We start from the raw sequence: 24,387 nt of genomic DNA, 5'->3' as shown, positions 1-24,387 counted from the left end.
AATCATTATTAAAAAGCAACAATAGACACAACATGAGAAAGCATTTGGACAGTTTATATAAAAAAGTACAAGAATTCCCAACAACAAGTGGATGTTATAAAATGTATTCAAAAGACAATAAAATACTATATATTGGGAAAGCAAAAAATTTAAGAGCAAGAGTTAAACATTACTTCCTAGAGAGAATCAACAATCGAATAAAAATACTAATGAAAAACGTAATAAATATAGAGATAATCACCACAAACAGTGAATATGAAGCTCTACTCTTAGAATGCAATTTAATAAAAAAACACAAACCAGATTACAATATCAAGTTAAAAGATGATAAAGGGTATCCAATGATAAGAATTACTCGTGAGAAATATCCAAGAATCTTTAAGACTAGGAAAATAATAAATGATAGAAGTGAATACTTTGGTCCATATGTCAATGCAAAAAACTTAGACTTAGTGCTAGATTTCATCAACAAAACATTTAAAACCAGAAAGTGCAAAAAGAAATCATATACTCCCTGTCTTTATTTTCACATGGGACAATGTCTTGGGGTATGTTACAGAGAAGACCTTGAAGAAGAATATAAAAAAGAAGTGGACAAAATAAAACTTATCCTAAATGGAAACATATCTGAACTCTTGAATGAAATTGAACTTAAAATGAAAGAAGCCATTAAAAAAGAAGATTTTGAAACAGCACTAAAAGTAAAAAATACTAGAAAAGCATTAATTGAGATAACTCAAACACAAATAATTACAAGAATGAACAAACTTAGTGCAGACTATATATATATTCATAAAACCGATAATTTGAATGTAATAGTAATACTTAAATATAAAGACGGCAAACTAGTAAAAAAAGACATAAATTTTGATGAAAGTATATACGAAGAGGATGAACTAGTAGCAGAATTTATAACGCAATACTATACACATATAAATATGATAGTACCCAATAAAATATATATTTTTAAAAAAATCAAAACTGAAAATATCACAAAACTAATAAATGAACTTAAAAACACAAAACCTGAAATAATTTATGAAGAAACTCAGGACACTACAAAAATAATAGAAATGGCAATCTCTAATGCAAAAATCGCACTGAAATCATATGATAATGAAAAAAATAAAGCAATAGAAAATTTAAAACTCATTTGTGAAATGAAAAAATTACCAAAAACAATTGAAGGATTTGATATTGCGCATCTTAATGGACATAAAACAGTAGCATCACTTGTTACCTTTAAAATGGGACAACCTTTCAAGGATGGATATAGGGTTTATAAAATCAATTCATTAAATCATGGGGAGATTGATGATTACAAGGCAATACAAGAAGTTGTATCAAGGAGGTATTCAAAACTGATTAATGAACAATTAGAACTACCCGATTTGGTATTAATTGATGGAGGACGAGGGCAATTAAATTCCGCGTATTCCATTTTAAAAGGCCTAAAAATCGAAGATAAAATTACTATTTGTTCACTAGCAAAAAAAGAAGAAACATTATTTTTACCTAATAAAACACAAGGTATTAAACTTCCAAAAGGAAATCCTGCCCTTAGAATATTACAAAACGTTCGAGATGAAGCTCACAGAAGAGCAAATGGCTTTAACAAAAAACTACGAGAAGATATAAAATTGAATTACAGTCAGATAGAGGGGATTGGAAAGAAAAAAGCTAAAAACATTTTAAAAACACTTGGAACATATAAAGATATATTACCTTTAAGTGAAGATGAAATATCCAAAAAGACTAAAATAAACATCAAACTCGCAAAAAAAATAAAAAAATTTTCAGAAGAGCAAAATTCAAAACATACAAATTCCACAGAATCTTAGTCTTATATATTGAAAATACTTAAATGAAAATATTTAAAAATTACATTCAGATTTGAAAGAAAAACTACTCAACATGGTATCATCCTGACTTAATAAGATAAATATCATAAAATATGACAAATTCAAGTGCATATTTTTACCATAAATTCTTGCATATAAGTCAAATTTATGTAGAATTTTCAAAACAAATTTGATATCAAAAATTGAATAATTTTCAAATCCCATTTTATAAACTTTTTCTAGTGAGACAAATATTTTATGCTTTTTAAAGACAGGTGAAATATTATGTGAATTTTCACAATCAATCTTAACCTTTAAAAATTTTTTGAATTGCCAACTAAGACTCATTAAAACATTAATCAAATCCTCACCTTGTGCCAGAATGGCTCTAAATTTAACTAAAGAACATTTTAGATTTTTCATCAGAATTGACTCGAATAAGGAAAAAGTATTTTCAGGACGTACGAAACTAAGCCAAGAACTGATGTCATGTTCATCAATGATTTTATTCTTAACTATAAGAGCAAAAGAATTTATATAAAATTGCAAAACTTTAGTGTCAGCATCTAGCATAAAAAGCATTAAATTTATTGCTTAATCCGTAATTTTAATCCCAAGCTCAAAAAAATTTTTCTTTACAAATGAAAATCTATCATTATAAGATAACTCATAAAAAACTTTCTTAATTAAATTAATAGAACCTTTAGGATCAAAATTGATTGAGTTTTCATTAGAAATAAAAATAATAATCTTATTTAAAGATTTTAAGACTGTATTATACATCAACTCCAAATCTTTTTTATTTTTTAAGTTTTCAGCCTCATAAATAATAAAAATTTCTCTCTTGGAAAAGATAGAGTTGGTTAAAAGTCGTTCAGAAAGCTCCAGGGATGACAAATCTGACAAAAAAAGTTTAGTAACACATGCATCATCAACACTTAACTTACTCAAGATATTATTTAAATAAGTTTCTTTTAATCCCTGTTCTTTGCCTAAAAGTAAATAAATTTCTTTCATTTAAATAAAATTATAATTCAAATAACAAATATGTTATACTTCAATTGTGAGAGGCAAATATGAAAATTGCAATATTTACAGATACATACCTCCCCGACAAAAACGGTGTTGCAACGTCTGTAAAGCAGATTAAAGAAGGATTTGAAGCAAAAGGTCATAGTGTCTATATTTTTTGTCCAAAATCTCACAAGACAGATTTAATAAAAGAAAATAACGTTTACAGATATCCCTCAATTTCATTGAATCACAAAGTAGACGCCAAAATAGCATTTCCAAGCAAAAAAAAAATAAGAAAAGTAATACAAGAATATAAACCTGAAATAATACATACACACTCAGAATTTGTTATGGGCAAAATTGGAAAAAAGATGGCATTAGAATACAATATCCCAATTGTTCACACAAACCATACAATGTGGAATTATTATCTACACTACTTAGGGATTCTTAAATATTTGACTAATCCTGACAAAATAATGAAAAAATTTTATGATAAGACTCATCATTTCATCTATCCATCTATTAAAGCACGTGATAGGTATTTTCATTTTGCAAAAAACGCTGACTATAAAATCATACCAAATGGGATAGACAGAAAACTTTTCATAAAAAATTTTAACCAAGAGAAAAGACAAGAAATTTTAAATAAACATGGCATAAGTAAAAATGATAAAATCATAATCTTTGTTGGTAGAATAAATAAAGAAAAAAATATATACCTTTTAATTAAACACTTAAAAAAACTTTTAATAGAGAATAAAAATTGTAAGCTTATTTTAATAGGAAAGGGACAAGAAGAAACCAAGGTAAGACAATTTAAAAAACAATATGGGCTTGAAAAACAAATAATACTAATTGGAACAATACCTTGGGAAGAAATGTATTATTATTACAAAATATCTGATGTATTTGCAAGTCTATCAAACAGTGAAGTGTACCCAATGACAATAATTGAAGCCTTAACTGCTGGAATACCTGCAATACTTATTAATGACATAATATACAAAAATGTAATTCAACAAGGAATAAACGGATTCTTAATAGACCGTTATGAAGACATATATAAATACATGAAAGATATAATAGAAAATGACGAAAAATTACAAACTTTGAAGAAAAATACCGAAGAGTTATCTATAATGTTTTCAAGTTCATTTTTCATAGAAAGAATTGAACAGTATTATTCTGAAATAATCTCAAATCAACAATGTTAATGCAACTTACTAAAATCCAAGACATGGATGGGAAATTTTATTCCCATATCATCTAAAACACCCTTAATATTTTCTGCTATAAAATATTGAAAGTCCCAAAAAAACTCAGTTTTTACAAAACATCTTATCTGCATGATTATATAACAAGGAGTATATTCTGTTACAATAACACTCGGAATTTCAATACCATATTGATTCTTATTGAATGAAAATGCCAAGTTTTCTACTTTGCTTTTAAGTAAACTAATATTTATATCATAAGGCACTTGAAAATTGAAAGAAATCCTCCTTTTGGGACTTGTAGAAAAATTAATAACTGAAGTATTTGTAAACTTACTATTTGGAATCTTAATAATCTTACCATCCACAGTTCTAAGTGTGGTAAAAAATATTTGAATATGCTTTACCTGCCCCTCAATATCATCACAGCTAATATAATCGCCTATTTTAAAAAAATTGGAATTTAAAACAACGAATCCACTAACGAAGTTAGATAAAATCCCCTGAGTAGCAAGACCAATTGCAAGACCCAAAGAACCAAATACAGCCCAAATAGAAGTTGTAGGAACACCAAAATAAGGCACAATCATCAAAATGAGTACTACATCTGTCATTACCTGTAAAAATGACTCAAAAAAATCAAAAACAGTAGAATCCAACGTGATTCGCAATTTGGATTTCCTGAAAGCCTTAAAAAAAAATTTACTTAATTTATTTAAAAAAAACCTTAGAATATACCATATTACCAGCGCTACTAAAACTTTCAATCCATAACCTACTACGGCTTCAAAAAGCTTGTTAGCATAATCATGAAAAGCAAATATTTCTTTAAATAAACTTAATATTCCCTGTTGTTCATCCATCAATTATTAAATTATAGTATAAAGACACAATAAAAAATACAATCTTCAAAAAATCTATCAGCAAAACAAAAACTATTGCTCAAAGCAATTATATTAATAAATAGATATAATATGGTACTATTTATTAGTGTGAGTTGATTCTCATCATTATTTCTAATTTTTTTAAGGCTTTTAGGACAGAAAAGATACATGAATAAAACAAAAGAGACAACGCATGAATTACTATCATTATTCTATCTTATATTGAAAATAACAACGCTTACAGTTGGCGGAGGACTATTAATAATCTCTGAAATTAAAAAAATCATTGTGGATAAAAAAAAATTAATATCTGAACAAGATTTCAATAATATACTTGCAACATCAAACGTAATTCCTGGAGTAACAGCTATTAATTTTGCATTCTTAATTGGGAAAAAACTTAAAGGATTTAAAGGTGCAATTATACTAACTTTTGCTGGCATACTACCATCCATAGTCGTAATTACAATACTAGCACTTTATATAAATTTAAATTCAAATAATATATATCTTCAAAAGTTTCTCACTGGTGCAAAAATATCATCAACGATCATAATGTCAACTATAATATTTGAATTCTCAAAAAAAATGCTAAATCGATCAATACTCAAATGGCTAACTTGTTTATTAATCACATACATACTATATAAATTTCAAATAGATCTATTATATATACTGCTAGTAACTTTATTAATATGTGCTGGAACATATACTACTAAGAATTTTTTTTTTAAAAAAAAGGTACCGCGGATTTGATCTTAATAAATTTATTTATCACATTTTTTAAAATAGGAATTCTAAATTTCGGTGGGGGGAATGGAATAGCGACAATTATAAATAAAGAAATTATTAATAATCAAGGATGGATTACAAAAGAAGAATTTATTAATGTCATCACAATATCTAGAATCACTCCTGGTCCCATTGCCACCAATATAGCAACATATGTGGGTACAAAAGTAGGTGGAATCCCTGGCGCAATAATTGCCACAATAGCTTTAATAACCGCACCAATACTAGTCATTACCCTTATAACATTGATACTGCATAAAATAAACTTTATAAATTACTACCTTCAACACCTAAGACCAGTCATCATAGCATTATGGATAATGACAATAGTTATTATGATTGAAAGTATTTTCTTAAAAACAAGTCATAACAACACAGAATTTTTAAAAAGCTTTATACTTGCAGGATTAAACTTAATAGTTTTATTACTTTATAAAAATATTACTACTGCACTACTAATAATATTTAGTGGTATAATGTATATTTTTATGTAGAGATGCTTAAACAAAACTTAAAACTAACACAAAAATTACAAATAATGCAAACTAACACAATCCAAATGATAAGTCTTGCCCAAAAAGAATTGATAAAAATCATATCAGACGAAATTGAAAATAATGAATATCTACAAGTAGATCAAAATAAAATATTTTTTGAAGCGTTAAAATCCTATAGATTTAAAAAATTTCTATATAAAAATGATAATCATAAAACACAACATGAAATTGCACTAACTAAAATATCACTTAAGACCTCTCTTAAAGAATATCTTCTAGTACAGTTAAGAATTCAAAGACTCAGTCAAATTGAAATCAATATAGGAGAAATCATAATCAATAATCTAAACAGCAAAGGATTTTATATAATTAACCCCTATGATTTGTTTAAAAAAGAAGATTGTCCTCAAGTAGCTAAGATAATCGCACTAATTCAAAAATTTGATCCAATAGGAATCTGTGTACCCAATATCATAGAATCATTAATAGTACAAGCAAAACATCACAAATTAGATACTAACATAATTCAAATCCTCAAAAGAGCAGATTTGCTTAACAATAATCAAGACAGGCTAAAAAAAGAGCTTAATATCAGCACCCAAGACTTACATTATGCCCTTGAAACAATTAAACTTAAACTCAATCCTAACCCCACATCTGAGTTCCAAGATCAAGACAATGCAAATGATTATATTGAACCGGATATCATTGTTATTAACAAAGACAATAAACTTAAGCTTAAAATCAAAGAAGTTAATATTTTTAAAAAAGAAATTAAAAAACAAAAAATCAAAGATTCAAAAAAATATAAACAAGCAAAATGGCTAATTGAATCTTTAAAATACAGAGATGAAACATTAGCTAAGATAGGAATAGCAATATACACACTGCAAAAAGAATTTTTAAGAAGAGGATTTAAAAGTCTACGACCAATGAAATTAGATGATATATCAGTCAAAATTAATCTATCAAGATCAACTATATCAAGAGCAATAAAAAATAAATATTTGCAATTTAATTGGGGTACAATACCAATCAGAAAATTATTCAATTCAATTGGAGGTGCCAAAACAAATGAATTTTCAAAATTAAGCATTAAAATAATAATCAGGCGAATATTAGAACAAAATAAAAACATGGTAGATAGTCAAATTTCTGCTATACTAAAATCCAAAGGAATCACTATTTCAAGAAGAACTGTAAATAAATATAGAAATGAATTAAAATTTAAAGGGGAATTTTATGGAACCTACAATACAATCTATTAATTATCATTTAAGCGATACCACAAAAGACTTTATCATAAAAAAGTTAGAAAAACTTAAAATACATATTAAACAAAACTCAGAAAGTCTTAAAATAACAATCAAAAAAGAAAATGATATTTTTGATTTAGATGCACATCTTCACTTCAACTGGGGAAAAATCATACATATTAAAGAGCAAGGGAAAGAATTATATGCATTGATAGAACGTTTAATAGAAAGATTACAAAATTCAGCAAACAAAGAAAAAGATAAAAGAGGAACATTAAAATAAACAAATAAAAATAAATGCAACAGGTAACAATTGAAATAACTCATAAAGAAGGACTTCATTCAAGGCCATCAAGTATGATAGCAGAACTTGCAAGTAAGTATTCTTCTTGTAATATAAAGCTAGTAACAGAAGATGGACGAGAAGCTGATGCCAAATCTACAGTTGAAATTATGATACTTGGGGTCATATATAAAGAAAAAATAACAGTTATCGTAGATGGCAACGAAGAATCTGAAGTAAGTGATAAACTATCAAATCTATTAAAATCAAACTTTCAAAAAGAGATTAAAAAATGAACAAAAAAATATTATACCAATTATTATTTATTATAAACCCGATCCTTTCATTTGGCTCGGTAGACTATATGAAAGACACCGGTTACAATATCGATGCTAAAATCTCTTCTTTCATAATGAGTCTAGCAATAATTGTAATATCAGCTAGTTTACTTGGAAACTTAGTAGGCAAATTCGGAATCCCAAAAGTAATAGGACAAATCACAGCAGGCATAATCTTAAGTCCAACATTTCTTGGTAAGATTAAAATACCTTTATTATTTCCATCGGGAATCATTACTGTTGGTGATAATTATTTAATAAATGAAGAAATATTTGCAATATCAACAATAGCATCGATTATTTTACTCTTCATGGCAGGTCTTGAAACTGATTTAAAATTATTCCTTAAATTTTTACCACGTGGGGGATTAATAGGGATAACAGAGGTCATAGGCACTTTTACAAGCTTTGCATTGATATCCACTATCCTATTTGATGTGCAATTCATTAGTCCCACAGCTTTATTTATAGGAATTATTGCAACTCCTTCTTCTGCGGGAATTGCTGCAAGCATTCTATCTGCTAGAAAAAAAATGAGCACATCAGAAGGAGTAACAATAATATCAACTTCAATAATTGATGACGTACTTTCAATGATTATGCTGACAAGTGTGATAACAATATCAAGATCGCTCTCGGATCTTGATATTGCTATCTCAATTACAGCTACAATCAAAAATATACTAATTTGGTTTTGTTTAACATTCATCTTAATCTTACTATCAGAACCAATTTCAAAATTACTCAAAAGCTTCAACAGTGTCACATTAGCAACCGTAATAACTATTACTTTTACCTTTATCGTTGCAAGTTTTTTTCAAAATTTAGGTATGTCATTTGTAATTGGAGCTTACATATTTGGACTTGCCATGTCAAAAACAGATATTGTATGTGTAATTCATGATAAATTAACAATATTTGAAAGGTTTTTTATACCAGTATTCTTTACATCAATAGGCCTTATGGCTGACATCAATGTAATATTATCAAAAGAAGTATTAATGCTCGGAATTCTGCTTAGCTTCATAGCCATAGCAACCAAAATTATATATTGTTTTATTCCATCATGTTTCTTGGGCTTTAACAAATTAGGCTCACTAAGAATAGCTTTTGGCATGGTTCCAAGAGGAGAAATATCACTAATTATTGCAAATGTCGCATTATCTTCTGAATTTATAAGCCAAAAAATATTTGGAATAATCATAATAATAGTATTCTTACCAACAATCATTGCAACACCAATAATCAATTTATTATTCCAAATAAACAAAAATGGACTAAGAAAAGAAATTAAAACAGAAAATAACACTCAAATCACGGTATCACTTAAATATGACAACCTAACAAAAATACTTGTATGGGACTTGAAGAATGAACTCAGAAATGAAGGATTTTTCACTCAACAAGTAAAAAATGATTTCTCTCAATACATAAACGCAAGACGAAATGACGTTGCAATATCAATAAAAAGAGAAGGGAGTAAAATTACATTAGAATGCCCAAACAAACATCTAATCATCATAAAAGATTTATTTAGAGAAACCATTTTAAATCTAGAAAGAATAACTGATGAGGTTAAAACCGTTGCTGAGAAGGCACAAAAATTAGATTACTCAACCAATTACTACAAAATACGAAGTAACATCGCATTAGATAAAAGAATTAAAGAGGAAAATATCATCTTAAACTTAAAATCAACCAATAAAACTGACGTACTCAGAGAACTGCTGAATGTAATAAAAGTTGACATTGACAAAGAGGCAATATTACAAGACTTAATGAAAAGAGAAAAACTCATAACTACAGCCCTTAAAGAAGGATTTGCAATACCGCACTTAAAGACTAATTTAATTAAAAAAATGCATATTGCCATTGGCATCAGTCATACTGGGATTGACTTTAATGCCATTGATAAGAACCTAAGTCTTATCTTCATATTAATATTATATCCAGCAAAAGAGTATATTAATTACCCTCGAATTTTAGCATCTATTGTAGGCAAAGTCGAAGCTAATAAAAAAGCAATGCTTAAAGCTAAAACTAACAAAGAAATTTATAATATAATAGTAGGATAAATTATGTTTAATATTATTAAATGCAATCAGATAAACAATAAACTTGTAAATAAGAGAGTAGAAATAAATGCTTGGGTAAAAAAAATAAGACATCATGGAAAAGTTACCTTTATTAATCTTAGAGATAGATATGATGAAGCACAAGTACTAATAAATGATGAAGAACTTTTAAAAATAGCATCACAAATAAAAATGGAATACTGCATTAAAGTCCAAGGCAAACTAGAATTAAGACCTTCAGAACTTGTAAATAAAGAAATGAGAACAGGGGCATTTGAAATACTTGCAGAAAATATACACATAATTTCCAAATGTAATGAATTGCCCTTTATGATTGAAGACAATAATAATGCAAGTGATAATACAAGACTTGAATATAGATACTTAGACTTAAGACGAGAAGAACAAAAACAAAAAATAATACTCAGAAGTAAGGTAATTCACATAATTAGAAATTACTTAGCAAAAAAAGATTTTCTAGAATTAGAAACTCCAACATTTGTCAAAGCAACGCCAGAAGGAGCAAGGGATTTTCTTGTTCCATCAAGAATACATAAAGGTCATTTTTATGCACTACCGCAATCACCACAACTTTATAAACAACTTACAATGATAGCTGGACTTGATAAATACTTTCAAATAGCTAGATGTTACAGAGATGAAGACTCAAGAGGTGACAGACAACCAGAATTCACACAACTTGACCTTGAAATGAGCTTTATAAAGAAAGAAAATATATTTAATTTAATAGAAAATCTTATTTTCACAGTTTTTAAAAATACACTAAATATTACTTTACCTAAAAAGTTCAAAAAAATGACCTACGAATATGCAATGAATACATATGGAAGTGACAAGCCAGATATCCGATATGAATTATTAATACAAGACATGAGCACACACTTCAAGCAATCATCATTTAGTGTTTTTAAAGATGCAATACAAAATAAAGGTGCAATAAAAGCGCTTATAATCAAAAATCAAGCTCATAATTTTTCAAGAAGTAAGATCAATAATCTAGAAGAACATGCCAAAATTTATAAGGCACAAAACCTTTACTTTACAAAAATAGAGAATAATGAATTTACAGGGGGCATTTCCAAATTTTTAAATGAAATAAAGCAAATTCTAATTGACACTTATTCACTTGAAAACAACGACATAATATTTTTTATAGCTGATTCATGGGAAATTGCTTGCAAAGCCATGGGACAAGTTAGAATCAAGGTTGCAACTGAACTCAATCTCGCAAACAAGAGTACATTTGAGTTCTTATGGATTTATGATTTCCCACTATTTGAATACGATGAAGAGTTAAAAAGCTATAAAGCAGCTCATCATATGTTCTCACTTCCTAAACTAAAACATATCCATATGTTAGAAAGCAATCCAAGTAAAGTATTAGGGGAAGTCTATGATCTTGTATTAAACGGCATGGAACTTGGTTCAGGTTCAATCAGAATTCATACAAGAGAACTTCAACAAAAAATTTTTAACATAGTGGGATTTAAAAACACACTAGCAGAAGAGAGATTTGGCTTTTTTTTAAGGGCACTAGAATATGGGGCTCCTATTCATGGGGGCATAGCTATTGGCATTGATAGACTATTAATGCTCATGACTCATTCAAGTTCAATAAAAGACGTCATACTTTTCCCAAAAAATTCATTCGCAGCCAGCCCACTTGATAAATCTCCCTCTAAGATTTCAAATGAACAATTACAAGAATTAAACTTGTTTATTAAAGCATGAAATCAAATTATAAAAACTAAAGATACCATGGCATCTTTAGTCAATTTCTATCTTTTTCTCTTTGCTCTTCTTAATGACTTCTTCCATTTTAGGAAGCTTAATAAACAAAACACCATTTTTTAGTTCTGATTTGATCCTATTTTGATCAATATTACCAGACAATCTAAAACTTCTTGAAAAAGAAATATCTCTTTTCTCTACTCTCAAATATTTATTATGTTGCTCCTCAGTTTCAGTTCCAGTTTCATAAGCTATTGTCAAATAATCATTTTTAATTAAAACCGAAATATCTTTTTTATCTATTCCGGGCAAGTAAGCTTCAAGAATGAATGAATCTCCTTCATCTTTAATATTAACCGGAACATCTTGTACACCTCTAGAATTCACAAAATCAAAATCATCATTTAAAAAATCCAAAAGATTTTTCTTATAATTTGTTAACCACATATCAAACTCCTTTTTTATTAATGCATATAAAACTTCAAGCAAAAACCATACCAAGCCTTCAACTTAAATATTTACTTAATATTTAAACAAACAAATGAAAAATATAATTGCAATAAAAACACAATGAGAATAGATGGAACATTAAATATAAAAAAAACCTATTTATGTATAATAAATACACATAAATGAAAAAAGTCGCCCCTGCAGGCGACAAATTCAACTCCTTAATTACACTCAATTGCCTGAATCATTAATTTCGATTAATATTATTAAGGTTCTTACAAGCAAGCTTTACACGTTCTTTCATACTAATCTCAGATTCTCTAAGCCACATTCTCGGATCATAAAATTTTTTATTTGGGACATCAGCATCACTACCATCACCAAGTTGACCTTGCAATCTATTTTCATTTTTCTTATAATAATTTAATATACCTTCCCAAGCAGCCCATTGAGTGTCTGTATCAATATTCATTTTCACAACACCATAAGAAAGCGCTTCTTGAATCTCTTCCATTGTAGAGCCAGAACCCCCATGGAACACATATGAGACAGGCTTTGGATTGTTTGCATTGGTTTTTGACTTAACGTAATTTTGTCCATCTCGTAATACCGTAGGAGTAAGTTTAACATTTCCAGGTTTATAAACACCATGAACATTTCCAAAAGCCGCTGCAATTTGAAAATTAGGACTCACTTTCATGAGTTCAGAATATCCATAGTAAATATCCTCAGGGGTCGAAAATAACTCATGATGCGCCCTATCTGAATTATCAACACCATCCTCCTCGCCACCAGTAATGCCAAGTTCAATCTCTAAAAACATTTCTATTTTAGACATTCTCTCTAAAAATTTTTTTGAAATCTCAATATTTTCTTTAATTGGCTCTTCAGACAAATCTAACATATGTGAGGAGAATAAAGGCTTATTGTTCTCTTTATAATATTTTTCTCCATATTCCAAAAGCCCTTCAACCCAAGGTATTAATTTTTTTGCACAATGATCCGTATGAAGCACAACTGGAACTCCATAATATTCCGCCATCAAATGTACATGCATAGCACCTGAAATGGCCCCAAGTACAGCTGTGCCTTGAGGATTTTCAACCTTTAATCCTTTACCAGCAACAAAGGAAGACCCACCATTTGAAAATTGTATCATAATCGGAGAATTAATTTCTTTTGCCGCTTCCAAAACTGTATTAATTGAATTTGTACCTATACAGTTAATTGCAGGAATTGCAAATCCTTCACTCTTACATATTTCATACAAAGTATGCAATTCCTTACCATAAACTACTCCGGGCTTAATTTTATCTAAAACACCCATATATAACACCCTCCTGCCTCATAAATTGGCATATATATTGTGTATCTTTCATAACACACTCTTATAACCTTTATATTTTTATTATATTATTTTAAATAAAAATTGACTCTATTTTCGGGCAAACAAAATTCATAAAAACTAATAAATAAAATATTCTCTTACCAAAAAATTACTTAAATTATCTTAGATAATCTTGGATTTATACCAATTTGCAAATTTTTTAATTCCTTCCTTAACAGAAATTAGAGATCCATAAGCAAAATCATTTTTAAGTTTTGAAACATTACAACAACTCTCAATAACATCTGCTTTTTGCATAGGTAAAAAATTTTTACAAGCCTTTTTTCCAAAATTTATTTCAAGCTCATTAATAAAATCCATCAATCTAATAGCATTTCCTGTACCCACATTATATATTGTATAAGGAGCAATTGAATTTGAAGATTTAGGATTTTGTACATCAAAATTACTATCACCTTGGGCTGGCTTTTGAAGTACATTATAAACAGCATCTACAACATCATCTACATATGTAAAATCCCTAGCCATATTTCCATTATTGAAAACATCAATGGGAGTTTGTTTTTCGATGCCATCCGCAAACAAATGCAATGCCATATCAGGTCGCCCATAAGGACCATAAACTGTAAAAAACCTTAATCCTGTTGTTGGAATATTAAAAGATGCGCTATAAGCATGAGCTATTACTTCATTGGATTTCTTACTAGCCGCATATAAATTTAAAGGATGATCAGTAATACTATCTTCATCTGAAGGCATTTTTTCATTTATGCCATATACTGCAGATGTTGAAGCATAAACAAAATGCTCAATATAATTTTTATGTATTCTGCATGCATCTATGACATTAAAAAATCCAACAATATTAACTGAAATATAACTATCGGGATTCTCAATGCTATCCCTAATACCAGCCTGAGCTGCCAAATGACAAACATGCGTAAATTTATAATCACCAAAAATAGATATAATTTGTTTTTTATTTAAGATATCAAGGTAGATAAATCTTAAATTATTATATTTATTACTCTGAACAACACTTCTCCTATTGATATCATCACGTTCAAATCCTAAAACTTTCAATCTTTCATATTTAAGATCAGGTTCATAATAATCATTTAAGATATCAATACCTAAGACCTCATGCCCACTATCAGCAAGCTTCTTGGCAACATGAAACCCAATAAATCCTGCAACACCTGTTAAAAACACTTTCATACAATAATCCCCATACATTACTATATAAACAAAAAATTAAATTTTGATCAAAACTTAAATTAATCATAAGTTATTGGTTTACTAATATCAGGAAATAAGATTTTTACTTTCTAATATTAGAATCCCTTTTGTGATAACTACGAAAATTATTATTATATTTACTATTTCTAACATAAGAAATTCTAACTCGCTTTAGATTTCCATCACCTTCACTCTCTGTCTTAATATCACTATAACGATTTAAAGTAGTATGAATAATTCTTCTCTCAAAAGGATTCATGGTTGGCAAAAGAACAGAACGTCTACTCCTCTTAACCTTATGCAAAGAATTGATTGCCAAATTAATAAATCTTGATTTAAATCTTTCTCTATAATCTTCAATATCTAATATTATTCTATTAAAATTACCATTCTCCCCAATAAGCCTAGACACATAAACATTTGCTAAAAGCTGTAGAGCATCCAAATTTTTTCCTTCTCTCCCAATCAATATATTTGGACTGTCTGTCTCGATACCAATCTTAATGTAGTCACCTTCTTTGGATTCAATCTTCAACTCAACACAATAACCCATTTTATTTATCATTTCTTTAATAAAGTCTAAAGCCTTAGCATAAACCTTATCATTAATCTGAACATTAGACTTTAATGTAACTTCTTCCTTCACATGAGGAGATACTTTGATCTTAATCATTTCTTTTTTAAATAGAAATCCAACTTTTTCTTTATCCAGAATCTCTACATCAAATTCGCCTTCTCTTAAATCAAGATCTCTCATGGCCTTTTTAATTGCTTCTTGCTCTGTTTTTCCATAAAATTCATAACTCATCTGCTCCTCCTTTCAGATACAATCATCTTTATATAGTATTGTTGCAAAATAGTAAAAACATTAGTTGTAACCCAATAAATCAAAAGTCCTGATGGCATATCATAAAGTATGAAAAAAAACATCATGGGCATACCAAAATATAAAACTTTTTGTTGTGAACCAAGACTCTTAAAATTAACATTAGAACTAATCATTGTAGAGAACAACTGAGTAATCATCATAATAAAAGGTAAAATTCTAATATCAGTCCATAAAAAAACTTTATACCCAAAATAATATATGCTATCACCAATTGATAAATCATCAATCCAACCCGGAATAAAACTAGCCCCCCTTAGTAAAAAGAAATTATTTACAAGCCCATAAAGAGCAAAAAACACAGGTAGTTGCAAAAGAACAGGCAAACACCCTCCAAGAGGATTAACGCCTTCTTCTCTATAAAGTTTGCCCATCTCTTCATTTAATCTCTTAGGATCATTTTTAAATTTTACTTGTATCTCTTTCATTTTAGGTTGTAATTTAGAAAGTTCCGATGTAGCCCTAAAACTCTTAAAAGTTAAAGGAAATATAAGTATTCTTACAACAATTGTTAAAAACATTATTGAAAGCCCCCAATTGGGAATAACATTATAAAAAGTTTGCATTATCAACTGCATAGGAACTTGAATAAAGTATAATGAACCCTTCTCCACAGACATCCCAAATGCAGTATCAGACAAACCAAAACTATTAAGAGTATCTTTATCAAAAATATTGAGATATCCATTATCTTTAGGCCCTGCATAAATATAAAAAGTATCATCAATCTTTTTATCATCAACTTTATTTAAAATAAAAGCTTTTAAAATTTTATTTTCTTGCTTAAATTCAATATCCATATTCATGTTTGCTTTTGAAACTAAAACTTCAAAATACTTAGTACTTGAGCCAACCCACTTAGGATTAATAACACTTAAACCATCTTTACCATATCTAAGTTTATTATCATAATAAATAGCCTGAGATAAATAATTATTGTATTGAAACTTTCCTCTATCACCTAATTTTTCAATATCAGAACTTAATATAAACTTATAAGCATCAATATCAATAGCCTCATTAACATCAATATTATTTAAAAAGACCTCTAGTCTGATCAAATACTCATTTTTACTTGAAAATGTATATCTCTTTACGTACTTATAATGTTTACCCTTATATTCAAAATTGGTCTTAAAATCATGTGTATAGTCATCTACCCTATCATAGGTAAATAAGCTTTTAGTTAAATAATCAAACGTGATATAAAAAAGACTTTCCTTAGCGGGCATACCAATTTTAACTATTTCTGTTGGTTCTTTATCTAAATTTAAATGGTTTTTAAGCTTGAGCGAAATCAAATTCCCGCCAAATGTAGAAAAGACCGCATAATATATGTCAGTCTCAACACCAATATCTTTAGAATCGGCAAGCAAATTCAAAGAATGACCCTCATCAAGTAAATAAGTATCAATATCAAAATCTTTATTCAAGTCAAACCCAATCTCCTTATCCATGACATAAGAAGATTTTTGATAGAAAAAGAGATCATCAATAATCATAAAAATACCAATAAAAAACAAGGACAAATAAATAGCTCTGAAAATCCTTTTACTTTGACTCACATCTTCCTCTTCGTAACACATACATACTTATACCCTTTAGTACCATTTCAGCTTCATAATAATTCAAATCTGCTCTTTGAGGATAAATTACGAAAATAAAATCAACACACTTATCTTTAAATAAAACAACCTGTTTCCTAAAACATTCCTTAAAAATTCTTCTAACACGATTTCTCTTAACAGCACCTTTAAAAATTTTGGGGAAGGTGATCAGTATTCTAGAAAACGCCAAGCTTGTAAATTTATAAAACACACTAATTCCTTCTATTTTAATAAATTTACCGCTCTTAAAAAGTTCCTGAATTTCTACTTTCGATTTTATATTAATATTTCTTTTTCTCATCAGAAACAGTTAATTTTGTGCGTCCCTTGGCCCTTCTTCTTGCCAGAATAAGTCTTCCGGTCTTAGTTTTCATCCTAGCTCTAAATCCAAATTTTCTGTTTCTCTTAACCCGACTCGGCTGATAAGTTCTCTTCAAAAACACCCTCCCATTAAAAACACATCTTCAATCATAAGATATAAGTTAAACACTACAATATTATATTATACAATTACAATTGTCAATCAAATTATCTTATCAAAACCTTTATATCTACAATTTCAAGACCTGTAGATTCCTTTATTAATTTTATTATTCTTGATTTATTAAGAGTAATATTATACAAAACACTTGAATTCTTAACAGAAACAAATAATATCTTATTATCTCTCACATGTAATAATTTTACGTTACTAGAAAGGTCTTTAAATAGAATTTGCCAATTTTGAGATAACATCAAACTAGTATTCAAATTTTTATTAGCATGAATATTTAAATTTAAATATTCTTTAAGTACATCAGAAGCTTTCTTAAAGCTCAATTTTTCCATTTTTAACCCTGTATATTATAAAATTATTGTTTCTTTTAATATCATAACAATCATCCAAAAAAGTAAAGAAACATTGGGAATCTTTTGGCAAGACTTCAAAAACCTTCTTGCGCCTTATACTATCCAATTCTAAAAACACATCGTCAAAAAGCAAAATAGGAGCTATGCCAAGTCGCTTATTAAGAATCATGACTTGAGCAAGTCTATAAATTAAAGCAAGTGCTCTAATTTGCCCTGTTGACAAATGATGGGTCAATACCCTCTCTCCACTTGATATCTCATATAAATCCCTGTGCGGACCTATTAAAGTACTTTCATTTAAAAGTTCATCTTTTTCTTTTAAACGTAAAACCTGCAAGAACTCATCCCTTCCGCCACATTTAACAGAAGGTAAATATTTAACTTCCAAATTATAAGACGCATCAAAAACAAAAGAGTAATAATATTTAAAGAACTCATAAAAATATTTTACAAAATTTTCCCTCATTTTTGTTATCTCAAGAGCACAATCGACAAAAATTTCATTGTAAACTTTAAGTAAATCTCTATTGCCTTCTTTTAATATTAAATTTCTTTGTTTCAAAATCTTTCGATATCTCCTTAAAGAATCCAAATAACTTAACGAAACAAAACTTATAGCCTGATCAAAAAACCATCTCTTTTTAACTGGAGATCCAATGATAAAGTCTGTATCATAGCTTGAAAAAACAATTGATGGAATATTTAATATCAAATCTTTTCTATCTTTTATAAGATTATTATTCACCTTTACTTCTTTGCGTCCATTTCTAAGCAATAAATTAATCTCTCCATACGTTCCTTTGGTTTCATAAAAACACTTTAAATAAAATTCAGTCTTGCCATATGTAATAAGCTCTCTATCAGTATTAACTAAAAATGAAGATGCAAAAGCAAGACAATAAATAGCATCAAGGATATTGGTCTTGCCTGAACCATTCTCTCCACAAAAATAAATATGATCAAAATCAAAATTAACTACCTGATTTTCTATATTCTTGAAATTAAAAAACTCAATTTTCTTTATCATCTTGCCAATAAAAATAAATTTTAGTCTAATGTCAAGGGCATAATTAAATGAATAAAGTCAGAATTATCTGGATCACTTAATTTTAATATAGCTTCTGCACTAAATTTTATCTCTAATTTTGAAGTATCAAATATACCCATTGCTTCCACAAGATAAGCACTATTCATAGCTACAACTGCATCAACTCCATTATAATTATAACTGGGATCTTGTACAATAAATTCTCCCTTTCTACCTGTAATTGGATTTCTGCCTTAAGGCTTAGTCGATCTCCTTGAAAATTAAAAATCACTTTTCTAGACCTTTTGTCTGCGTAATAATTTATTCTTGAAAGCCTGTCTTTTAAAATATTGGCATCAAACAGTACTCTATTCTGCTGTTCAGTTGGAATAACAGATTCATAATCAGGATAGTTACCGCTTATCAGACTGCAAGCAATTTTATAGTTATTAAATTCAACATAAAATTTTCTACTAGAAACCTTGATCTTTATTACACCTTTCCCTATCATCATTTGTTTTAAAAGACTAAACATCTTGCTAGGCACAATAAAGCCAAATTCCTCTTCTAAGATTAATTCTGATCTATAAACAGACAATCTATGCGTATCAGTAGAAACAAGCGTTAATAAAGAGTTTTTGTCTTTTGTGAAATAAATTCCATTTAAAACATCCTTAGGATTATTAAATCCCGCTGAAAACGAAACTTTATTTATAATTTTTTTTAAATCTTTTTGATCTAATTCAATTGTGAAATTGTAAGTTTCCCCATTAATATCATAATTATAATTTTCAATTTCTTCGTTAGAAAAAGTCGGTTCATTTAAGTAATCGTTTGTATAGTTGGTATCTTTATTTTCTGATTCTCCGGTAATGCTTAGTCTATTTTCATTCTCGATAAATTTTATTTTTATTTCATTATACAGATTTAATGCTTTTACAGCATCTGAAAAGTTGGAAGCATTAACTAGTACATTAAAATTTGCAGTTGAGACAATTGGGATTGTGCTTTCAAAAAAAATGTTTCTGTCTGTTGCCTTTATAGTTAAATTAGAGTCTTTTACTTCAAGCAGTATAGCACTCCATATATCATTTATATTTCTGTTTAAAATTATGCTTTTAGCTTTTTCAATCTCATTCGAGATTTGTTCTGTATCGCATAGTATAAATTTTTCATTCAATGTTTTTACTCCCCTCTTGTATTAATTATTGTTCATTAAATTGGATGAACTTAAATTTTTTTATTTATTATATTTAAATAGTAGTATTAGTAGAAGGCTGTTTAATTGTCGAATTCTATCTATTTGATTATATTATAATCAAATAGATATGTCTAATTATTTGTATTTTTTGATGAATTTTCTGTTCAACTTGTTCAAAAGTATTTTAAGTTTTATGAATTTTATTATTTTTTGTTTATTTTGTTCATAAGTTCTATGATTAAATTGTTAATTTCTAGGTCATTGTTTCTCTCTTTATCTATCTTATTTATTGAATAAATGACCGTTGAATGGGTTTTGCCCCCAATAATTTTACCTATTTCAATTGTTGAAAGCTCTGTAAAATTCCTAAGAAGATAAGCATAAATATGTCTTGCTTTTGTGATTTCAGGTTTTTTACTGTTACCTTCAATATCTTTATTGGTGAGTTTTAGTTCCCTTAAGATGACTTTTTTTATGCTATCAATATTTATTTTGTTATGTGTATTTGTGTTATCGCCTTCATAGGCTATAATTTCTTTAATTATTTTTTCTACTATATTGGTATCAATTTCTATATTGTCAAGGTCTATGTGTGCTTTTAATTTTGTTACAGCAGCTTCAGATCTCTTATATTTGTTGTAACTTTTTTGGCAACTAAGTTAAGAATGTTTTTTGGAACTTTAATTCCATCTTCTTCTGCTTTTTTTTCTATAATGGCTACTCTTAGTTCAAAATTTGGTTTTGATATGTCTACATTTAATCCCCTTGTAAATCTGCTCTTTAGTCTGTCTGTGAAATTGATGAGTTCTGAAGGCTGTCTATCACATGTAAATACCATTTGTTTATTATCTTCATAAAGAGCATTAAAGGTATGAAATAGCTCTTCTTGTATGCCTTCTTTTTTTTGTAAGTCATGAATATCATCTAGTAGTAACATGTCTAGATGTCGATATTTCTTTTTAAATCTTTTTGTTTCATTTGTTTTTATGCTTTCTACGAATTCATTCAAAAAATTTTCAGCAGTTACATAGAGTATTTTAAGTTCTCTGTGTAATTCTTCTGTTTTGTTTCCTATGCTTTGAAGCAAATGTGTCTTACCAAGACCAACGCCACCATAAATGAGACAGGGGTTATATTTTTTACCAGGATTTTTTGCAATTGATACACTCGCATTATATGCAAGTTTATTATTTGGACCTGTAATAAAATTTTCAAATGTATACTTTTTCTTAAGAAATGGATTTTTATACTTTGTATGGATTTCTTCTTTTATAGTATATTTTTTTGTGTTTGCTAGTATATGTTGATTGTGCATTTTAAGGGTTGAATTATTTTCAGACAGAGCTGGAGGGTGTGCAGGAGAATCTTTTAGTGAGGTATTTTGTGATATTATGTTAGATTCTGTATTATGGATTGCGGTTTCATTTTGTGGATTTATAAACTCAACATTGATTGTATTATGGCCTTTTTCAATGAGAATTTCTCTTATTCTTTTAGAAAATCTTTTTTCTACTTGATTCTTATGAAAAGAATTTGGAGCAGATATTGTTATATTAGTGTTAGTTGCATCTGTGAAATATAAATTTTCAAACCATATGTAAAATTCTTCCTCAGAAAGCTCTTTTCTTATTGCTGCTAAAATTAAGCTCCATATATTTTTTCCTTCTTGCATATCTTATCCCCATTTATTTTGGCACTTTATTATTATATCTTTTTGATTATTAGTATATGTATACATAAGTATATAGTATAATAATGAACTGGAACACATTATCTTAACTGTTTGTGGATATTGAAATTTTATTGTTTGTGTAGGACAAAGTTAAATATGTCTTGTAATTTGTATGATTTAATGGATATTAAATCATTTTTAATGTAGAATTTGCTTATATCTATATTATGATTAATTGCGTGGAAGGTTTATGAATTATGTTGCTAGTAATATTCAAGTGCTCAAGGGCCTTGAAGCTGTTAGAAGAAGACCTGGTATGTATATTGGCTCCGTTTCAATTAATGGATTACATCACTTGGTTTATGAGGTGGTTGATAATAGCATTGACGAGGCCTTGGCAGGGTTTTGTGATAAGATAGAGATTGTTATAAATTTGGATAATTCTATAACAGTAAGTGATAATGGTAGAGGTATTCCTACAGATATTCATGAAGAGGAAGGAATTAGTGCACTTGAACTTGTTTTAACTAAGCTACATTCTGGAGGAAAATTTAATAAAGGTACCTATAAAGTGTCTGGTGGACTTCATGGGGTTGGAATTTCGGTTGTTAATGCTTTATCATCTTTTTTAGAAGTGATTGTTAGTAGAGATGAGAAGGTTTTTAAGCAGACTTATGCAAAAGGTATTCCAACATCTGAAGTTGAGATTGTTGGCGTAAGTTCTTCTAGAGGTACTAAAGTTACTTTTTTAGCTGACTCTGAGATTTTTGAAACTTTAGAATATGATTTTGAAACCTTGTCAAAAAGGCTGCGGGAACTTGCGTTTTTAAATGATAAGATACGAATTTCAATTGAAGATAAAAGATTAGAAAGAGAGAGGTTTTTAGAATTTTATTTTGAAGGGGGAATAAAAGCTTTTGTAAATTATATAACAAATAATAGCAAAAATATTCAAAGTGAACCTTATTTTATTGAAGGGACTTTTGATGATGTTGTTGTTAGTGTTGGTCTTAAATGGACTGAAGGATATTCGGATAATATTTTATCGTTTGTAAACAATATTAATACTAGAGAAGGGGGAACTCATGTTGCTGGCTTTAAGAGTGGGTTTTTTAAGGCTATGAATGAAGTGTTTAAGGAATCAAAGATAAGCAAGAAGGATGTTCCAACTCTTACATTAGATGATTTTAAAGAAGGTTTAACAGCGGTAATTTCTATTAAGGTGCCAGAACCTCAATTTGAAGGTCAGACTAAGGGAAAATTGGGAAATTCTTATATAAAAAAGATTGTTGAAAATATTGTATATGATGGACTTTTAAGAGTTATTGGTGCTAATCTTTTAGAAGTAGATGTTATTCTTGGTAAGGCAATAAGAGCTGCTCGTGCTCGAGAGGCAGCAAGGAAAGCAAGGGAATCTGAGAGAAAAAAAAGTGCGTTTGAAAGTTTAGCATTGCCTGGCAAATTGGCAGATTGCGCATCTAAGAATCCGGCTGAAAGAGAGATTTATATTGTAGAGGGTGATTCTGCGGGGGGAAGTGCAAAGATGGGAAGGGATAGGTTTTCTCAGGCTATTTTGCCATTGTGGGGCAAAATGCTTAATGTTGAAAAGACGCGAGAGGATAAGGTTATTACGAACGATAAACTTATTCCAATAATTGCATCTCTTGGAGCTGGTGTTGGAAAGAGTTTTTTTATTGAAAAACTTCGTTATCATAAGATTATTATTATGGCGGATGCTGATGTTGATGGATCCCATATTCGCACATTGCTACTTACTTTTTTCTTTCGGTATATGAGAGAGTTGATTGATAATGGACACGTGTATATAGCTATGCCACCTCTTTACAAGATTAAATATGAAAATAAAGTTCATTATTTTTATGATGACTTAACAAAGGAAATTTTCTTAGCTTCAATTGAGACGGACAAGAGAGATAAAGTTAGTCTTCAAAGATATAAAGGACTTGGAGAGATGAATCCTACACAACTCTGGGAAACTACTATGAATCCTGCTACTAGAAAGATGAAATTAATAGAAATAGATGATGCTATGCAGGCTGAGAAAATTTTTGTTACTCTTATGGGAGATGATGTTGAACCTAGAAGAGAATTTATTGAACAGCATGCGCTGGATGTAGTAAATCTAGATGTGTAATTGG

20 protein-coding genes and 3 pseudogenes are annotated in these 24,387 nt (G+C 28.7%); 10 read left to right on the top strand and 13 right to left on the bottom strand.

Annotated features, from left to right (window positions below):
- Nucleotides 1–32: 32 nt before the first annotated feature.
- Complete coding sequence (gene uvrC, locus ACWUD1_RS02310; protein WP_472756248.1) at nt 33–1,841, top strand: excinuclease ABC subunit UvrC; 1,809 nt, start codon at nt 33–35, stop codon at nt 1,839–1,841.
- Between the two features lie 33 nt (nt 1,842–1,874).
- Here the strand turns inward: uvrC and holA are convergent.
- Nucleotides 1,875–2,858 (bottom strand): annotated as a pseudogene (gene holA, locus ACWUD1_RS02305) (DNA polymerase III subunit delta).
- A gap of 59 nt (nt 2,859–2,917) precedes the next feature.
- Between holA and ACWUD1_RS02300 the strand changes: the two are divergent.
- A complete protein-coding gene (locus tag ACWUD1_RS02300; RefSeq protein WP_472756247.1) occupies nt 2,918–4,072 on the top strand; it encodes a glycosyltransferase in 1,155 nt (384 codons plus the stop codon).
- On the opposite strand, the gene ACWUD1_RS02295 is transcribed toward ACWUD1_RS02300, so the two are convergent.
- A complete protein-coding gene (locus tag ACWUD1_RS02295; RefSeq protein WP_472756246.1) occupies nt 4,069–4,935 on the bottom strand; it encodes a mechanosensitive ion channel family protein in 867 nt (288 codons plus the stop codon). The genes ACWUD1_RS02300 and ACWUD1_RS02295 overlap by 4 nt on opposite strands.
- A gap of 189 nt (nt 4,936–5,124) precedes the next feature.
- Here ACWUD1_RS02295 and ACWUD1_RS02290 point away from each other — a divergent pair, with 189 nt between their 5' ends.
- Genes ACWUD1_RS02290 through aspS form a run of 7 tightly spaced genes read left to right on the top strand, consistent with a single transcriptional unit; the run spans nt 5,125 to nt 11,949 of the window.
- Nucleotides 5,125–5,712: a chromate transporter gene (locus ACWUD1_RS02290; protein ID WP_472756245.1), complete on the top strand. Its 588-nt coding sequence runs from the start codon at nt 5,125–5,127 to the stop codon at nt 5,710–5,712.
- Nucleotides 5,709–6,242, top strand: a complete 534-nt coding sequence (locus ACWUD1_RS02285) for a chromate transporter (protein WP_472756244.1) — start codon at nt 5,709–5,711, stop codon at nt 6,240–6,242. Before ACWUD1_RS02290 ends, ACWUD1_RS02285 begins: the two co-directional genes overlap by 4 nt.
- A 2-nt stretch (nt 6,243–6,244) precedes the next feature.
- The gene (gene rpoN / locus ACWUD1_RS02280; RefSeq protein WP_472756243.1) at nt 6,245–7,513 is read left to right on the top strand and encodes an RNA polymerase factor sigma-54; all 1,269 of its coding nucleotides are present in this window, start codon (nt 6,245–6,247) and stop codon (nt 7,511–7,513) included.
- Complete coding sequence (locus tag ACWUD1_RS02275; RefSeq protein WP_472756242.1) at nt 7,488–7,784, top strand: HPF/RaiA family ribosome-associated protein; 297 nt, start codon at nt 7,488–7,490, stop codon at nt 7,782–7,784. Before rpoN ends, ACWUD1_RS02275 begins: the two co-directional genes overlap by 26 nt.
- Nucleotides 7,785–7,798: 14 nt before the next feature.
- Nucleotides 7,799–8,080 carry an HPr family phosphocarrier protein gene (locus ACWUD1_RS02270; protein WP_472756241.1) on the top strand — a complete coding sequence of 94 codons (282 nt, stop codon included), beginning with the start codon at nt 7,799–7,801 and terminating at the stop codon, nt 8,078–8,080.
- Nucleotides 8,077–10,197, top strand: coding sequence for a cation:proton antiporter domain-containing protein (locus ACWUD1_RS02265; RefSeq protein WP_472756240.1), 2,121 nt, complete (start codon nt 8,077–8,079; stop codon nt 10,195–10,197). Before ACWUD1_RS02270 ends, ACWUD1_RS02265 begins: the two co-directional genes overlap by 4 nt.
- A 3-nt stretch (nt 10,198–10,200) precedes the next feature.
- Nucleotides 10,201–11,949 (top strand): aspartate--tRNA ligase, encoded by a 1,749-nt coding sequence (gene aspS, locus ACWUD1_RS02260; protein WP_472756239.1) that lies wholly within the window; start codon nt 10,201–10,203, stop codon nt 11,947–11,949.
- A 36-nt stretch (nt 11,950–11,985) separates the two neighbouring features.
- Here the strand turns inward: aspS and ACWUD1_RS02255 are convergent, their stop codons facing one another.
- From ACWUD1_RS02255 to dnaA, 11 genes and pseudogenes are all read right to left on the bottom strand, one after another.
- On the bottom strand, nt 11,986–12,396 hold the full coding sequence (locus tag ACWUD1_RS02255; protein ID WP_472756238.1) for an Hsp20/alpha crystallin family protein: 411 nt from the start codon (nt 12,394–12,396) through the stop codon (nt 11,986–11,988).
- 250 nt (nt 12,397–12,646) lie between these two features.
- Nucleotides 12,647–13,726, bottom strand: a complete 1,080-nt coding sequence (gene fbaA, locus ACWUD1_RS02250) for a class II fructose-bisphosphate aldolase (RefSeq protein ID WP_472756237.1) — start codon at nt 13,724–13,726, stop codon at nt 12,647–12,649.
- A 183-nt stretch (nt 13,727–13,909) separates the two neighbouring features.
- Entirely contained in the window at nt 13,910–14,965 is a 1,056-nt protein-coding gene (locus ACWUD1_RS02245) for an NAD-dependent epimerase/dehydratase family protein (protein ID WP_472756236.1), read from the bottom strand.
- Nucleotides 14,966–15,068: 103 nt separating this feature from the next.
- Nucleotides 15,069–15,794 (bottom strand): RNA-binding cell elongation regulator Jag/EloR, encoded by a 726-nt coding sequence (gene jag, locus ACWUD1_RS02240; protein WP_472756235.1) that lies wholly within the window; start codon nt 15,792–15,794, stop codon nt 15,069–15,071.
- Complete coding sequence (gene yidC, locus ACWUD1_RS02235; RefSeq protein ID WP_472756234.1) at nt 15,791–17,437, bottom strand: membrane protein insertase YidC; 1,647 nt, start codon at nt 17,435–17,437, stop codon at nt 15,791–15,793. Before yidC ends, jag begins: the two co-directional genes overlap by 4 nt.
- Nucleotides 17,424–17,780: a ribonuclease P protein component gene (gene rnpA, locus ACWUD1_RS02230; protein WP_472756233.1), complete on the bottom strand. Its 357-nt coding sequence runs from the start codon at nt 17,778–17,780 to the stop codon at nt 17,424–17,426. Before rnpA ends, yidC begins: the two co-directional genes overlap by 14 nt.
- Nucleotides 17,761–17,916 carry a 50S ribosomal protein L34 gene (gene rpmH / locus ACWUD1_RS02225; protein WP_472756232.1) on the bottom strand — a complete coding sequence of 52 codons (156 nt, stop codon included), beginning with the start codon at nt 17,914–17,916 and terminating at the stop codon, nt 17,761–17,763. The genes rnpA and rpmH overlap by 20 nt, the downstream gene beginning before the upstream one ends.
- A gap of 91 nt (nt 17,917–18,007) precedes the next feature.
- On the bottom strand, nt 18,008–18,307 hold the full coding sequence (locus tag ACWUD1_RS02220; RefSeq protein WP_472756231.1) for a hypothetical protein: 300 nt from the start codon (nt 18,305–18,307) through the stop codon (nt 18,008–18,010).
- A complete protein-coding gene (gene recF, locus ACWUD1_RS02215) occupies nt 18,288–19,355 on the bottom strand; it encodes a DNA replication/repair protein RecF (protein WP_472756895.1) in 1,068 nt (355 codons plus the stop codon). The genes ACWUD1_RS02220 and recF overlap by 20 nt, the downstream gene beginning before the upstream one ends.
- Nucleotides 19,356–19,375: 20 nt before the next feature.
- A pseudogene (dnaN, locus tag ACWUD1_RS02210) lies at nt 19,376–20,535 on the bottom strand (DNA polymerase III subunit beta).
- Nucleotides 20,536–20,759: 224 nt separating this feature from the next.
- Nucleotides 20,760–22,228: pseudogene (gene dnaA, locus ACWUD1_RS02205) on the bottom strand (chromosomal replication initiator protein DnaA).
- Nucleotides 22,229–22,478: 250 nt separating this feature from the next.
- Between dnaA and gyrB the strand changes: the two are divergent.
- Entirely contained in the window at nt 22,479–24,383 is a 1,905-nt protein-coding gene (gyrB, locus tag ACWUD1_RS02200) for a DNA topoisomerase (ATP-hydrolyzing) subunit B (RefSeq protein ID WP_472756894.1), read from the top strand.
- Nucleotides 24,384–24,387: the final 4 nt, after the last annotated feature.

Source organism: Borrelia tillae (assembly GCF_055693965.1).
This window is presented reverse-complemented; position numbering and strand designations above follow the sequence as displayed.

Bases quoted from the DNA above. Each gene is read 5' to 3' on its own strand.
- uvrC (WP_472756248.1), top strand. From the start codon at position 33: ATGAGAAAGCATTTGGACAGTTTATATAAAAAAGTACAAGAATTCCCA.
- ACWUD1_RS02300 (WP_472756247.1), top strand. From the start codon at position 2,918: ATGAAAATTGCAATATTTACAGATACATACCTCCCCGACAAAAACGGT.
- ACWUD1_RS02295 (WP_472756246.1), bottom strand. From the start codon at position 4,935: ATGGATGAACAACAGGGAATATTAAGTTTATTTAAAGAAATATTTGCT.
- ACWUD1_RS02290 (WP_472756245.1), top strand. From the start codon at position 5,125: ATGAATAAAACAAAAGAGACAACGCATGAATTACTATCATTATTCTAT.
- rpoN (WP_472756243.1), top strand. From the start codon at position 6,245: ATGCTTAAACAAAACTTAAAACTAACACAAAAATTACAAATAATGCAA.
- ACWUD1_RS02275 (WP_472756242.1), top strand. From the start codon at position 7,488: ATGGAACCTACAATACAATCTATTAATTATCATTTAAGCGATACCACA.
- ACWUD1_RS02270 (WP_472756241.1), top strand. From the start codon at position 7,799: ATGCAACAGGTAACAATTGAAATAACTCATAAAGAAGGACTTCATTCA.
- ACWUD1_RS02265 (WP_472756240.1), top strand. From the start codon at position 8,077: ATGAACAAAAAAATATTATACCAATTATTATTTATTATAAACCCGATC.
- aspS (WP_472756239.1), top strand. From the start codon at position 10,201: ATGTTTAATATTATTAAATGCAATCAGATAAACAATAAACTTGTAAAT.
- ACWUD1_RS02255 (WP_472756238.1), bottom strand. From the start codon at position 12,396: ATGTGGTTAACAAATTATAAGAAAAATCTTTTGGATTTTTTAAATGAT.
- fbaA (WP_472756237.1), bottom strand. From the start codon at position 13,726: ATGGGTGTTTTAGATAAAATTAAGCCCGGAGTAGTTTATGGTAAGGAA.
- ACWUD1_RS02245 (WP_472756236.1), bottom strand. From the start codon at position 14,965: ATGAAAGTGTTTTTAACAGGTGTTGCAGGATTTATTGGGTTTCATGTT.
- jag (WP_472756235.1), bottom strand. From the start codon at position 15,794: ATGAGTTATGAATTTTATGGAAAAACAGAGCAAGAAGCAATTAAAAAG.
- rnpA (WP_472756233.1), bottom strand. From the start codon at position 17,780: ATGAGAAAAAGAAATATTAATATAAAATCGAAAGTAGAAATTCAGGAA.
- ACWUD1_RS02220 (WP_472756231.1), bottom strand. From the start codon at position 18,307: ATGGAAAAATTGAGCTTTAAGAAAGCTTCTGATGTACTTAAAGAATAT.
- recF (WP_472756895.1), bottom strand. From the start codon at position 19,355: ATGATAAAGAAAATTGAGTTTTTTAATTTCAAGAATATAGAAAATCAG.
- gyrB (WP_472756894.1), top strand. From the start codon at position 22,479: ATGAATTATGTTGCTAGTAATATTCAAGTGCTCAAGGGCCTTGAAGCT.